Source organism: Faecalibacter rhinopitheci, from assembly GCF_015234135.1.
GTDB lineage: Bacteria > Bacteroidota > Bacteroidia > Flavobacteriales > Weeksellaceae > Empedobacter > Empedobacter rhinopitheci.
This window is the reverse complement of the sequence record NZ_JADGIK010000001.1, coordinates 486,440-501,078: the sequence shown is the minus strand read 5'-3', so window position 1 is coordinate 501,078 and position 14,639 is coordinate 486,440. Positions and strand designations below refer to the sequence as shown.

The following is a 14,639-nucleotide window of genomic DNA, read 5'->3' as shown; positions in this document are numbered from 1 at the left end:
TGACTGCCAAAATAGAAAAGTTTTCCATCTCAGTGAAATGGAAAACTTTGAATACCTTTAGCTTAATGATTTCTTAACATTTGGCGCGATTTTAGTTCCAAAAATTTCAATCGACTTCATCATATCTTTATGGCTTGGCGCACCAACATCCATGTGTGCTGAGAATCGTGTTAACCCAAATAATTCATGAAATTTTAAAATACGATCTACGGCTAATTCGGCATCTCCAACAATCAAATGTCCATTTGTTCCTCGGCCATGATCAAACTGTGGACGTGTAAATGGAGGCCAATTTCTTGATTTACCGATACGATCCATTTGCGCACCATAGATTGGGAAATATTCGTCTGCGACTTGCTGATTGTCTTCTCCAAAAAATGAATGCATGTGTACACCAACTTGTATTTTAGCCAAATCGTGCCCGTTGTCTTCGTACGCTTGTTTGTACACTTCGAACAGAGGAACAAAATTCGCAGGATCTCCACCAATAATCGCAAACATAATTGGTAAACCTAATTTTCCGGCACGAATTACAGAAGATGTTGTTCCACCAACAGCTACCCAAATTGGGATTTCTGGTTGTACTGGTCGAGGATAAATTGTTTGTTTTTGGATAGGCATTCTAAAATTTCCTCTCCAATTCACAACTTCATTTTTATTTAAAGTCAATAATAATTTTAATTTCTCATCAAATAAAGCTTCATAATCGGCTAGATCATAACCGTATAATGGAAACGATTCGATAAAAGAACCACGTCCGGCCATAATCTCCGCACGTCCATTTGATAAATTATCTACACTCGAAAAATCTTGAAATAATTTCACAGGATCAGCAGAACTGATGACAGAAACTGCGCTTCCTAATTTGATGTTTTTAGTTACACTTGCTGCTGCAGCTAATATAATTTCTGGAGAAGAAACGGCATAGTCCGGACGGTGATGTTCTCCAATTCCGAAGAAATCTAAACCAACCTCATCCATTAATTTTACTTCTTCAATAATTTCAGAAAGACGTTGTTGAGCAGTTTGTATATATCCTGTTTTTTCGTTGATGCGAACATCTCCAAACATTCCGATTCCTAATTCCATAGTTGCTATATTTTTTTGTTACACAAAGTTACAATCCTTATGCCTTAAATTAATTGATGTAAGATATTGATTGTTTAATTGTAGTTTCTTCGAAAAATTTAGAATGACAATTTCTGTCAAGCTGAACTCGTTTCAGTTTCTCATTTCGTATGTAGAAACAAGTTCAAGGTGAATATTATACCGAAGCTTCTAAAGCTTCTCCTCTTAATTTCAACAAGCTTAGAATGACTGATTTTGTAATGCTATATTATAAAAAAAATGAGCTCAACCTAAATTGAACTCATTTTGTGTATTGAATAAGATATTTCTATCCGTGAATTGCTTCTTTATTTCCGTACGATTGGATTAAATTTCCTTCAAAATCTAACCATTCTTTCCAACGTTTATCCACATCTACATCTGTCGATAACTTACGTGCAAAGTTTAAAAAAGTTGTGTAGTGATTTGCTTCAGAAACCATTAAATCATGATAGAATTTTGATAATTCTTCATCATTAATATTTAAAGATAACACACGAAAACGTTCGCAGCTTCTTGCTTCAATCATTGCCGCGAATAATAAACGATCTATAAAAGCCATATTTCGAGATCCGTCTTTACGACAGAATTTCATCAATTGTCCTACATAATCATCTTTACGTTCGCGTCCTAAAGTATACCCACGTTTCTGAATGATTTCAACGACCATCTTAAAATGTTGCATTTCCTCAATGGCAATGTCGGACATTTCTTGAATAAATTCGTCGTGTTCAGAATTATAAGCAATCATCGTAATGGCATTAGTCGCAGCTTTCTGCTCACACCATGCATGATCTGTTAATATTTCTTCTAAATTTCTTTCAGCGATATCGGCCCAACGAGGATCCGTCAATAATTTTAATCCTAACATGCTCTATACTCTTAATGAAATGCAAAAATAAAACTTTATACAGACTTTATATAAAGCTAACCGAATGTTTAATCAGTTTAAATTACTTTTTTTGTAAAGTAGATATAAATTGAATCACTTTTCCGTTTTGTTTTACTTCCACAATACGTACAATTTCGTCAATTAATCCATCAGACAAAAATGTTTGATTTCCCCAAGCTTTCATACTATAATCTGTACCATTTTGCTGGCTTCTGTAAGAGTCTACAGTTTTATGATTCATCATCTTAGCAGAATTATCTTCCATTTCAGTAGAATATTTTTGTACAAAACTAAAACCAGCTTTTTTGTCTATTTCAGTGTAAATAATTTCATCTTCAGCAGCTGTAAAAGTATTACGCATCGGATTAAAGAATAAATTCATCATTTGTTCTTTATTTTTTGAATTAAATTCTTGTCCAAAGAACATGTGAAACATTTGTACAAAATATAATGCTGATTTTGATGCTAGATCTTCATAATTAGTTACAGAATCATTATATAATTGTTGATAAGCTGTAGAATAATCCTGTATCACTTCATCATAATTACTTACCTCGCCCAAAATATAATTTTCATCTGTACGGTATTTTATACTGATTGGTTGATTGGGGAATGTATAATTACTTCCATCTTCGTTATTTCTAAAAAATAACATAGGAGCACTTTTCCATTCAAATAAATTAAATCCTTCCCCTTCCCCGTATAATGTAAGTTCAACAGGAAATGTATTTTCAACAACAATATTAGTTTGTTCACCATCTTGTACAATTTTTTTTAATACCATCTCGTAATGATATGTTTGATCAGTTGTAAATTTGGGCGAAACCATAATATTATCTCCTGATTTGCTTATCTGTGCAATAGTATGAGTGGTAAATAATGTAATGGCTAATAGCGTATATAATTTTTTCATATTTAAAGATAATCCAATTCTTAAAACTTTAAAATAGTAAGCTTCACGAAATATTATATCGCATATTTGATGAAGAAGTTATAATTGATTTAAACAATTTTTTTCTCAACCATCTCTAACATTACATCAGAAGCATGTTTAAAAGTTGGTAATTGCTCAGTTAAACTAGCCACATTCTTTTTATTGACTTTAAATATTAAATCTTTTTCAGTTGTGAATAATAAAGCAGTTTGAAAAGGATTTTTGATGTATGAACTCAATATCAAAAAAGTTTGTTCGATGCTATGAAAGCGTTCTACTTCTTCAGTTTTGTAACGAAAATTGAAAGCAAAATCGTACGTATTGTCTTCTAAAAGTCTTAAGCGAACAAAAATATTTTTTAAATCAGTATCTCCAATAGTTTTAGCCATTGTAAGTTTGGCAAAAGTTCCTTTTTGTATACTTGATTTTACTTCTTCGTAGAATTCTTCAAATTCTGTTTGATATGACATTTACTTGATATAAAAATTAAAGCACAAAGTTAAATTAAAATCCACGATAAGTTATCTTCGATCAGGATTATTAAAAATAAAGCAACATAAATCGTAATTTTGCGGCATGAAGAAAATGCTAATTATAGGTTTAGTCTGGCCAGAACCATCATCGTCTGCGGCGGGTACACGAATGATACAATTAATTAATTTGTTCAAAGAGCAAGATTATGCCATTACATTTGCGTGTGCAGCGACTAAATCAGAATTTAGTTTTCCTTTATTGGATATAGGAATTAATGAGGTTCATATACAATTAAATGATGAAAGCTTTAATACCTTCATCCAAGAATTAAACCCTGAAGTGGTGATGTTTGACCGTTATATGATCGAGGAACAATACGGATGGCGGGTATCAATGGAATGTCCTTATGCATTAAAAATTTTAGATACCGAAGATTTACACTTTTTACGTTACGCTAGACAAGAAGCCATTAAAAAAGGCGTAGAATTTAACCAACAAATGTTGTTCTCTGATTATGCAAAGCGTGAAATTGCATCTATTTTACGATCAGATATTACCTTATTAATTTCAAAAGAAGAAAAAGATCTTTTAATTCAACAATTTAATATCAATCCGAGTTTATTGTATTACTTACCTTTTTTAGAAAAAGAAATTGATCTACAACAAATAGAAACTTGGAAACCGTTTGAAGAAAGAGCTCATTTTATGTTCATTGGAAATTTTATTCATGAACCAAATTGGAATTGTGTACAAGTTTTGAAAACAAGAATTTGGCCTCTAATTAGAAAAGAACTCCCAAAAGCAGAATTGCATATTTATGGCGCTTATCCAACACAAAAAGTAATGCAATTAAATAATCCGAAAGAACGATTTTACATTAAAGGTCGCGCAGAAGATGCACAAGAAACAATGGCAAATTATCGTGTATTGTTGGCTCCAATACAGTTCGGAGCAGGAGTAAAAGGTAAGTTTGTAGACGCAATGCTTACAGGCACACCGAATGTAACCACAAAAGTAGGAGCAGAAGCGATGCAAAATGGATTAGATTGGAATGGATTAATTTCAGATTCTGACGAAGATTTTGTTGCCAAAGCGATTACTTTATATAAAAATCAATCTGTTTGGGAATTTTGCCAACACAATGGAGTCGAACTATTGAATAAAAATTACGGAAAAGTCAATTTTACACGTGATTTTATTGAATTTTTAGAGGCAATTAAAAAATATTTGGATTTACACAGACAACAAAATTTTTACGGACAAATATTGCAGCACCATACCAACCAAAGTACAAAATACATGTCACTTTGGATTGAGCAGAAAAACAAAAACCTTACGATTTCGTAAGGTTTTTGTTTTTTCAGATTATGGTAATTGAATATTATTTACAATGTAATCAAGATCTTTGTCTGATTTTTTTAAGATTTCTTTTTCTCCAAAACTAATCATTTTATAAATAAAATTTTTAGTCATAAAAATATTTATTTGTAATTGGATTGTTGCATCTAGTTCATCGTTGTAATATGATATCTGTTTCTGAACAGTCTCTTTTCCAGACTTGGTTTTAAACTTTTTTGTCTCAATTAATTTATATTTATTTAAATCACTAAAGTCATTTACAGATAAATCAGCATATTTATTAATGTCACGGTCAAACTCGACTAAATCAAGTTCATCTAAATTTTCAAAAATAATATAACCATATGTTTCTTTTTCAGAATTTTCCCATTGTACAGAGGCTAAGTCATTGGTCCCAACAGTTCTAGTATAACCATTTGGAAGATTAATGGAAAAAGTTTCTGCCCCCAAAATAGTACTTTGAGCAAAAGAAAAAGTTGTAAATGAAATTGCGATAGATAGTGTAAGAAGTAATTTTTTCATTTTAAATTATTTCAAGCTAAAGTATAAAAAAATAAGCATCTCAAAGAGATGCCTATTAATGTATTCTGATATTTTATTTAAATTAAATTGAGCATGAATTTTCTTTAGAAGAACAAGGAGTTGTTCCATCTACGAGTTTTACACCATCTACTTCTTTTATTTTTCCAAAACCTCCGGCAACGTCAATTAAATTTTCATATCCACGAGCTCGTAAAATTGAAGTAAAAATCATAGAACGGTATCCACCAGCACAATGTACTAAGTATGTTTCTTCTGGATCAATTAATTTCATTGATTCGTTGATAAAATCTAATGGAGCAGTAATTGCACCTTCTACGTGAGAGCCTGCAAATTCTCCTGGTTTACGAACATCTAAGATGTTTAATTCTGTTTCTTCAGCTAATTCAACAAACTCTTCTGGTGAAACAGAAACAATTTCATCTACATCTTTTCTTGCTTCAATCCAAGCTTCAATTCCACCTTTCAAAAAACCAATAGTATTATCATAACCAACTCTTGCTAAACGAGTAATGGCTTCTTGTTCTATACCTTCTTCTGCAACGATTAAAATCGGTTGTTTAATATCTGTAATTAAAGTTCCTACCCAAGGAGCAAATTGACCTTTAATACCAATATTAATTGCTCCTGGTATAAATCCGGCAGCAAATATCTGTGGATCACGAACATCTAAAATTAATGCGTTGGTTTCTTCTGCTACTTGTATAAACTCATCAGGTGTTAAAGCACGAGAACCTCTTTCTTTAACTATTTCTAATGATTCATATCCACCTTTGTTTAACATGACATTTTCTGGAAAGTAGAAAGGAGGAGGCATTAATCCTGAAATTAATTCATTCACAAATTCTTCTTTTGTTAATGAAGGATTTAACGCATAATTTACTTCTTTTTGATGACCTAAGGTATCAAAAGTTTCCTTACTCATATTTTTACCACAAGCAGAGCCTGCACCATGTGCTGGATAGACAATAACGTCATTAGCTAAAGGCATAATCTTTTCGCGTAAAGAATCGTATAAATAACCTGCTAATTTCTCTTGTGTAAGATCTGTATCTAATTTTTGTGCTAAGTCTGGACGACCTACATCGCCAATAAACAATGTATCTCCTGTAAAGATCATTTTATCTACACCATTTTCATCTTTTAACAAGTAAGTGGTAGATTCCATCGTATGACCAGGCGTGTGTAAAGCTGTAATCGTAATATTTCCTAATTGGAAAACTTCTTGATCTGTTGCGATATGTGCATCAAATGATGGATTAGCCGTAGGACCATAGATAATAGTAGCTCCTGTTTTTTGAGCTAAATCAATGTGCCCTGAAACGAAATCAGCATGAAAATGTGTTTCGAAAATATATTTAATTTTCGCACCATCTTTCTCGGCTTGATCTACATAAGATTGTGTTTCTCTCAAGGGATCAATGATTGCAACCTCTCCGTTACTTTCAATATAATATGCTCCTTGAGCTAAACATCCTGTATATATTTGTTCGACTTTCATTATCGTAAATTTATGAGTGTAAAATTACAAATTTATAGTGTGCTAATTGTAGTATAATTTGAAAAACAATAAGATGTAGTAATAAATTTTATCTATTCTTATTGAAAATAAATAACTTATTTCTTGGGGATGAATTGTATAAATAATTCGTTCCCGGCTCTTGGTGGAATTGAATTATAACAAATATCAAGAGTTTTAAATTCAAATTTGGATTGAAATAATTCCATATAATCTTCTTTAGATCCACCAAATGGAGGTCCAGGAGACATAAAATTATGGTTGAATAATAATCCAACTAATTTGCCTTGAGGAACCAATAATTGATGCATTTTTTCGACATAATCAGGCCTTAAATCAGGGTGTAATGCGCAGAAAAATGTTTGTTCTAAAATCAGATCAAATTTTCCATTTAAAATAAAAAAATCTTGATTAATGATTTGAATTGCAGAATTGTTTCTGAATTTTTTTTGCAATTTATTGACTAAAACGTCAGAAATATCAATTAATGTAATATTTGTAAATCCATTTTCGATTAAATATTCTGCTTCATAGGCATTTCCACAACCTGGAATTAAGATATGAATATTTTTATTTGTTAATTGATCAATATATTTTTTCAAAGGAATAGAGGGAGATTTTAAATCCCAACCCGTTTGGTTATTCTCATATTTTTCATTCCAAAAAGACACATTAAAACACATAATAATTATCCGATTATAAATTCTTCAATAAAAATAAAGATAGCCATTGCAATTATAAAATACGCAAATGTTTTTTTAAGTAATTTAACAGGTAAATAACTGTTAATAATTGTTCCAATAATAATTCCGACCATTGCAATACTTACAAATACACCTAAAAAATTCCAATTAATATCTATTTTAGAAGCATCACCTAAGAAAAATCCAGTTAAAGAATTTAATGCAATTATCACTAAGGAAGTTGCAGAAGCTTTCTTCATTTCTAGTTGAGCAATAACCATAAGAGCAGGTACAATTAGGAAACCACCACCTGCACCTACTAAGCCTGTTAATGCACCAATAAAGAAACCTTCTGATAATATTAAGGGATGAAATGTAGTGGTATGTTTTTTCTGCTTTCTAATTTTATCTTTTGAAAGCATAGAAACTGCAGCCAAAATCATTAATGCAGCAAATAAGCCAAACATTCCCATTCGGCGAGTAAATTCGAAAGAATAAATTTCAAAAAGGGTATCGGGTAAAGCAGGAACAATAAATGCACGAGTTAAAGTTATACCAACTACTGCAGGTACCCCAAATATAAAAGCAGCCTTCCAATCTACCATTTTATTAATTGCTTGTCTTACACCACCAATTAGACCCGTAGATCCAACTATAAAAAGGGAATAAGCTGTAGCAACTTTTTCATCAAAATGAAAAATATAAGCTAAAATAGGCACTGCTAAAATAGAACCGCCTCCACCAAGTACACCCATTATTAGTCCAATAAAAAATGCTCCGATATATCCAAAAATCTCAATCAATTGCATGAAAATCAATTTATACAAATCTATAGGCAATAATGAAAAATTAATATTTAATTATTAATAAAATTTGCGCTATTTTATTGCAAATAATATCCATTAAAGTAATAGAGTTTATAATTTAATGCATAGTTATTGAAAAAAAGTCAAAACTTTTGTAACATTTATTACTTAGCTACAACTAATAATTTAAATACACTATAATTAGAAATTAGTTACCAATGAAAAAATTACTACTGTCTTTAATGTTCGCCGGTGGACTGGTATTTGGACAAAAAATAGAATTTGAAGAATATAAGCTTCCAAATGGTTTACATGTTATTTTACATCAAGATAATTCAGCTCCGGTAGTGACAACTGGTGTGATGTACCACGTAGGGTCGAAAGATGAACAAATAGGGAAAACAGGATTTGCTCACTTTTTTGAACACTTATTATTTGAAGGAACAACGAACATTCAAAGAGGAGAGTGGTTTAAAATCGTTTCTTCTCATGGAGGATCAAATAATGCCAATACAACTACAGATAGAACATACTACTACGAAACATTTCCATCAAACAACTTAGAATTAGGTTTATGGATGGAATCTGATCGTTTACACCAACCTATTATCAACCAAATTGGAGTAGACACACAGAAAGAAGTTGTAAAAGAAGAAAAGCGTTCACGTTTAGATAATCAACCTTATGGTAAATTTTCTTACGGAGAAGCTGTTAATCCACATGTCTTCAAAAATCACCCTTACAAGTGGTCAGTCATTGGATCCTTTGAAGACTTAAGTAGTGCAACATTAGAAGATTTCCAACACTTTAGCAAACAATACTATGTGCCGAATAATGCAGTATTAGTGATTGCAGGAGATTATAAAAAGGAAAATGCGAAGCAATTGGTTGAAAAGTATTTCGGTAAAATTAAACGAGGAAATGATATCGTAAAATCTTTCCCAAAAGAAGCGGAACAAACACAAGAAGTTCGCGCAACGGAATACGATGCCAATATTCAAATCCCATTATTAGCGATTAACTATCGTACTCCAGGAAACAAAGTAAAGGATGCAGCTGCATTACAGATGTTATCGGATTATTTATCTGGAGGTAAAAGCTCGGTATTATACAAGAAATATGTAGATGAGCGCAAAGAAGCATTCCAAATTTTTGCATTCAATCGTCAAATGGAAGATTATGGAATTTACACGATCGGAATTTTACCACAAGGTGAAGTTTCTTTCGAATATTTAGAACAAGAATTGGCAAAAGATATTAAAGCTGTTCAAACAGATTTAATTTCAGAGAAAGATTACCAAAAAATCTTAAATGGTATAGAAAATAATTTTGTTTCATCTAAATCAGGAATTCAGAATATTGCCCATGCATTAGCAGATGCATACATGTTACGTGGTAACACAAACATTATTAATGAAGAATTAGATATTTATCGTTCTGTAACGCGTGAAGATATTCGTAAAGCTGCACAAAAATATCTGAATGCAAACCAACGTACTATTATCAATTATTTACCAGAATCTGCAAAGGACGCGAAATAAGGATTAAACAACTGAATTTAGAATTATGAAAACGAAAATATTAACACTTGCTTTTGCATTTTTTGCAATTTCATTACAAGCTCAAGAAATCATTCCAATGCCAAAACCAGGTCCAGCACCGACGATTAACATTGGAAAACCAAATGAATTTAAATTAAAAAATGGTTTAACAGTTATTGTTGTTGAAAATCACAAATTACCGCGTGTTTCTGCAACATTAACGATTGATAATCCACCATTCGCTTTAGGTGTTAAAAAAGGTACTGAATCGTTATTAAGCGAAATGTTAGGAACGGGAACAAAGAACATTTCGAAAGAAGAATTCAATGAAAGAATTGAATTTTTAGGTGCAAATGTTAGCCTTTGGGAAAGTGGTGGTTCTGCAAGTTCATTAAAGAAATATTTTAATGAAGTTTTTGGTTTTATGGCAGATGGAGCGCTAAATCCAAACTTTACACAAGCAGAATTTGAAGCGGTAAAAGCACGTTATATCGAAGGTTTAAAATCGGACGAAAAATCGGTTGAAACAGCTGCTGCTCGTGTACGAGATATTTTAATTTATGGGAAAAATCATCCATTTGCAGAATATGATACACAAGAAAAAATTGAAGCAATTACTTTGGCAGATGTTCAAGAATATTACAATAAATACTACAAGCCGAATAATGCTTACTTAATTGTTGTTGGTGATATCACGACCAAAGAAGTAAAAAAATTATCTAACAAATTATTCAAAAACTGGAAAAAAGGAGATTTAAATATTCCTGTTTTACCACAAGTGGCTGAAGTAAAGAAAACAGAGGTGGATATCATTGATATGCCAAATGCAGTACAATCTGTTGTTGGTTTAGGATATCCTGTTCAATTAACGAAAAACGATCCAGATTATTACGCGGTTCAAGTGGCATCTTCTATTTTAGGAGGAGATTTCAATTCGAAATTGAACATGAACTTACGTGAAGCCAACGGTTGGACGTATGGTGCACGTGGTGGAGTTTCTGATTCTCGTTACATAGGTACATTTACCACAAATGCTACTGTTCGTAATGATGTAACGGATGGTGCGGTGAAAGAAACGTTGAAAGAGGTAAAATCGATGACGTTAGAGAAAATCGATGCCAAACAATTGGAAGAAGTAAAAGCTAAATTCTTAGGAAATTTTATTTTGACTTTAGAACGTCCTCAGACCGTTGCCAACCAAGCATTAACCATTAAAACTAACCAATTAGATCCTTCATTTTACACGAACTACATCAAAAATATTAATGCAGTAACTGTAGATGATGTCTTAAGAGTTTCTAAAAAATATTTCCGTCCAGACCAAGCGCGCATTATCGTAACAGGTAAAACGGAACAAATTGCAGAAGGTTTAGAAGCATTAGGTTACCCAGTTAATTATTACGATAAATATGGAAATCAAATTGCTAAACCAGCACCATCAGCAAAACAGACAGATGTAACTGTCGCTCAAATTTCTGAAAACTTTTTTAAAGCGATTGGTGGAGCAGATAAAGCGAAATCGGTAAAAACAATTGTTCAGAAAGGAAAAATTGAAGCAATGGGAATGGCAGGTGATTTTGAATTAAAAACGGCTACACCTAATAAAACTGCTCAAACGATTAGTTTTGGAGGAATGAGTATCAAACAAACATTTGATGGAACAAAAGGTGTTTTAAATCAAGCGGGTCAAAAAATGGATTTACCTGAAGAATTAACGGCTCCTTTAAAAGAAATCAATGCTTTATTTGCACCATTATCTTCTGCATATCAATCAGCGAAAGTAGAAGGAATTGTGAAAGAAGAAGGCAAAGAATTATATAAAGTTGTAATTTCTTCGATTAATCGCGTGGATTATTATGATGTAGCGACAGGTTTATTATATAAAACGGAACAAACCATGAAAACTCCTCAAGGAGAAATGGCGTCTACAATAACTTACCAAGCTTATAAAGTTTTTGACGGTGTTCAAGTTCCAGTTGAGTTTACTTCTGAAGCAATGGGACAAGCGATGAAAATAACAATTTCTGATGCTCAGATCAATAAAAACGTTTCTGACGCAGATTTCAAATAAGAATACATTCTTTTTTAACTATAGAAAAGGTACTTCGACTTCGGTTGAGGTGCCTTTTTTTATACGATTTATTTAATTTTTTCGTTATAAATGTTGTATAAATCAAACAAATGAAACAAATGAAACAAATTACTTTCACTTTTATAATTCTAATTTCAAACCTTCTTTTGGCACAAAATACGTTTACGTATCAATTCACTCCAATGACTAATGCAGAAATGAAAATTCAATCTGGACCTGTCGCAGATTTATTTAAGTCCACTTCTAATCCTATTGATTATATGTATCAAATAAATAACAATAAAGCTTTTTTTTATCCCATATTTAAAATTAATAATGCTCAGACGGCTCAAATTGATCTATTAGAATTATCTGCAAAAACATTGGGGGAATACTTTTATGATTATGATCAAAAATTAATTGAAAATAAAATCGAAATTTTGAATAAAGAATACATCGTCACTTCAAATTTTGATGATTTACACTGGATTGATACGAATGAATCAGAAAATATTAACGGTTATCAAACCAAAAAATATATTACCAAACGCAAAGAGAAAGGTTTAACAAAAGATAAAATTTATACGACGACTATTTGGATAGACGACTCTTATCCGCAAGATGTTGCGCCATTTGGATTGATGGGATTAAAAGGATTAATTGTAAAGGTCAATTTTAACGGAGGAAATGATTTGATTCTTCAAACCATTGAAACGAAAAAAGTGTCAGCTATTCAACCTTTTAAAGGAAAAAATCGAATCACGAAAGAAGCGTATATAAAAATGACGGATGATCAATTGGATCAAATCAAAGAAAGTAGAGGTGTAAAAATGGATTTAAAAAGCTAAAAAATTCTTTTTAAAATTGAATTAATCTTATTTTTGAGAAAATTTAAAATAATAATGGCTACAATAAACTGGCAAACTGTAAAAGAATACGAAGACATTACATTTAAGAAATGTGATGGCGTAATGCGTATTGCTTTCAACCGTCCGGAAGTGAGAAATGCTTTCCGTCCAAAAACTGTTTTCGAATTATTAGATGCTTTTCAATTAGCAGAAGAGGATCGCGAAGTTGGTGTAATCTTATTAACTGGAGAAGGACCATCACCAAAAGACGGTGGTTGGGCATTTTGTTCTGGTGGAGATCAACGCGTTCGTGGTGCTAAAGGATACGAAGGACAAGACGGTGTAGGTCGTTTAAATATATTAGAAGTTCAGCGTTTAATTCGTTTCTCAACTAAGGTTGTTGTTGCGGTTGTAAATGGTTGGGCTGTTGGAGGTGGTCATTCATTACACGTAGTTTGTGATATGACGTTAGCTTCTAAAGAACACGGAATCTTTAAACAAACGGATGCTGATGTTGCTTCGTTTGATGGAGGTTATGGTTCTGCTTATTTAGCAAAACAAGTCGGTCAAAAACGTGCACGTGAGATTTTCTTCTTAGGCTTAAATTATTCGGCACAAGAAGCCTACGATATGGGAATGGTGAACTTAGTGGTTCCACACGACGAATTAGAGCAAGTGGCTTTTGATTGGGCACAAGAAATCTTAACAAAATCTCCAACGGCAATTAAAATGTTGAAATATGCTTTCAACTTAGTAGATGATGGTTTAGTAGGTCAACAAATTTTCGCAGGAGAAACAACTCGTTTCGCTTACGGAACGGAAGAAGCGGTAGAAGGTCGTAATGCATTTTTAGAAAAACGTCCAAGAGATTTTTCTAAATTCCGTTAATCAGATAAATAATATAATGAAAAGCGAAACCGATGAGGTTTCGCTTTTTCATTTAATATGACTAAATTTCGGTGTTTTAATTAATATTTAGTTATATTAAAAAATTAATTGAAGTTTTTATACAAATGGAGCTTAAAGAATTATATCGAATATTACTAACGGTTTTTGTAATCGCAGCTGCCATCTATAAATTTCCGGATTCGAATAAAAGAGAAAAAATAGCTATGATAATATTAGTTTCTGTATTGATCATTGTGACATTACTATATTATGTTTAATATAATAAAGTGATTAGTAAACGGTATAGAAAAGATTACAGATAAAAGATATTATGCTTAATTTATCGAAAATTTTAAGCCCTTTACTGAATACGTTTTCCTAAAATTTTCAAACTAAATTCTTTTTCGTCCATCTCAGCGATATTTGGAAACAAAGCCCATTCTTCAAATCCTAAACGTTGGAATAATTTGATGCTCGGCACGTTATGAGCGAAAATAAATCCTAATAGCGTTTTCACGCCTAAAGCTTTTGATTTCTCGATACAATCAGTTAAAATTTGTTTTCCTAAACCTTTTCCACGTTGGTTTTCGTCCATATAAATACTAATTTCTACCGTTCCATCATAGGCCGGACGACCATAAAAGGATTGTAAACTTACCCAACCGATAATTTCGTTTTCTTCATTCTCAATCACCCAAAGTGGTCTTTTATCCGAATTGTGGGAGTGAAACCAAGGTAAACGATCTTCTACACTTACGGGTTCGGTATCAGCAGTGACAAGACGCGAAGCGATCGTCGAATTATAAATGTCTACAATTCGTTCCAAATCTTTTATTTCAGCATCACGATACATCAATTCATTCATTTCCGAAGTTGTTTTAAATTAGAGAACAAATGTAGAATAATTTCGAGTTTAGAAATGTTTTAAAGCGATTCAAATCAATATTACATCTTAAATAATTTTTTCAATTCAGCCG

General features: G+C 32.0%; 14 protein-coding genes. 5 read left to right on the top strand and 9 right to left on the bottom strand.

Annotated features, from left to right (window positions below; translation table 11 throughout):
• Positions 1-57: 57 nt before the first annotated feature.
• The 4 genes from IM532_RS02340 to IM532_RS02325 all read right to left on the bottom strand — a co-directional run bounded on the left by IM532_RS02340 (position 58) and on the right by IM532_RS02325 (position 3,403).
• Entirely contained in the window at positions 58-1,089 is a 1,032-nt protein-coding gene (locus tag IM532_RS02340; RefSeq protein WP_194181836.1) for an LLM class flavin-dependent oxidoreductase, read from the bottom strand.
• 307 nt (positions 1,090-1,396) lie between these two features.
• Entirely contained in the window at positions 1,397-1,978 is a 582-nt protein-coding gene (gene miaE, locus IM532_RS02335; protein ID WP_194181835.1) for a tRNA-(ms[2]io[6]A)-hydroxylase, read from the bottom strand.
• Positions 1,979-2,060: 82 nt separating this feature from the next.
• Positions 2,061-2,912 carry a hypothetical protein gene (locus tag IM532_RS02330; RefSeq protein WP_194181834.1) on the bottom strand — a complete coding sequence of 284 codons (852 nt, stop codon included), beginning with the start codon at positions 2,910-2,912 and terminating at the stop codon, positions 2,061-2,063.
• Positions 2,913-3,001: 89 nt separating this feature from the next.
• Positions 3,002-3,403: a hypothetical protein gene (locus tag IM532_RS02325; RefSeq protein ID WP_194181833.1), complete on the bottom strand. Its 402-nt coding sequence runs from the start codon at positions 3,401-3,403 to the stop codon at positions 3,002-3,004.
• A 106-nt stretch (positions 3,404-3,509) separates the two neighbouring features.
• Here IM532_RS02325 and IM532_RS02320 point away from each other — a divergent pair, with 106 nt between their 5' ends.
• Positions 3,510-4,754, top strand: a complete 1,245-nt coding sequence (locus tag IM532_RS02320) for a glycosyltransferase (protein WP_194181832.1) — start codon at positions 3,510-3,512, stop codon at positions 4,752-4,754.
• A gap of 18 nt (positions 4,755-4,772) precedes the next feature.
• On the opposite strand, the gene IM532_RS02315 is transcribed toward IM532_RS02320, so the two are convergent.
• The 4 genes from IM532_RS02315 to IM532_RS02300 form a co-directional block, all read right to left on the bottom strand.
• Positions 4,773-5,288, bottom strand: coding sequence for a hypothetical protein (locus IM532_RS02315; RefSeq protein ID WP_194181831.1), 516 nt, complete (start codon positions 5,286-5,288; stop codon positions 4,773-4,775).
• Positions 5,289-5,370: 82 nt separating this feature from the next.
• Complete coding sequence (locus tag IM532_RS02310) at positions 5,371-6,807, bottom strand: MBL fold metallo-hydrolase (RefSeq protein ID WP_194181830.1); 1,437 nt, start codon at positions 6,805-6,807, stop codon at positions 5,371-5,373.
• A gap of 116 nt (positions 6,808-6,923) precedes the next feature.
• Positions 6,924-7,508, bottom strand: coding sequence for a methyltransferase domain-containing protein (locus IM532_RS02305; protein ID WP_194181829.1), 585 nt, complete (start codon positions 7,506-7,508; stop codon positions 6,924-6,926).
• Positions 7,509-7,513: 5 nt separating this feature from the next.
• Positions 7,514-8,317, bottom strand: coding sequence for a sulfite exporter TauE/SafE family protein (locus IM532_RS02300; protein WP_194181828.1), 804 nt, complete (start codon positions 8,315-8,317; stop codon positions 7,514-7,516).
• A 215-nt stretch (positions 8,318-8,532) separates the two neighbouring features.
• On the opposite strand from IM532_RS02300, the gene IM532_RS02295 reads away from it, so the two are divergent.
• The 4 genes from IM532_RS02295 to IM532_RS02280 all read left to right on the top strand — a co-directional run bounded on the left by IM532_RS02295 (position 8,533) and on the right by IM532_RS02280 (position 13,662).
• A complete protein-coding gene (locus tag IM532_RS02295) occupies positions 8,533-9,855 on the top strand; it encodes a M16 family metallopeptidase (RefSeq protein WP_194181827.1) in 1,323 nt (440 codons plus the stop codon).
• Between the two features lie 25 nt (positions 9,856-9,880).
• Entirely contained in the window at positions 9,881-11,926 is a 2,046-nt protein-coding gene (locus IM532_RS02290) for a M16 family metallopeptidase (RefSeq protein ID WP_194181826.1), read from the top strand.
• A gap of 119 nt (positions 11,927-12,045) precedes the next feature.
• Positions 12,046-12,774, top strand: a complete 729-nt coding sequence (locus IM532_RS02285) for a GLPGLI family protein (RefSeq protein ID WP_194181825.1) — start codon at positions 12,046-12,048, stop codon at positions 12,772-12,774.
• Positions 12,775-12,828: 54 nt separating this feature from the next.
• Positions 12,829-13,662 (top strand): 1,4-dihydroxy-2-naphthoyl-CoA synthase, encoded by an 834-nt coding sequence (locus tag IM532_RS02280; RefSeq protein ID WP_121935639.1) that lies wholly within the window; start codon positions 12,829-12,831, stop codon positions 13,660-13,662.
• Positions 13,663-14,023: 361 nt separating this feature from the next.
• On the opposite strand, the gene IM532_RS02275 is transcribed toward IM532_RS02280, so the two are convergent.
• Complete coding sequence (locus tag IM532_RS02275; protein WP_194181824.1) at positions 14,024-14,527, bottom strand: GNAT family N-acetyltransferase; 504 nt, start codon at positions 14,525-14,527, stop codon at positions 14,024-14,026.
• Positions 14,528-14,639: the final 112 nt, after the last annotated feature.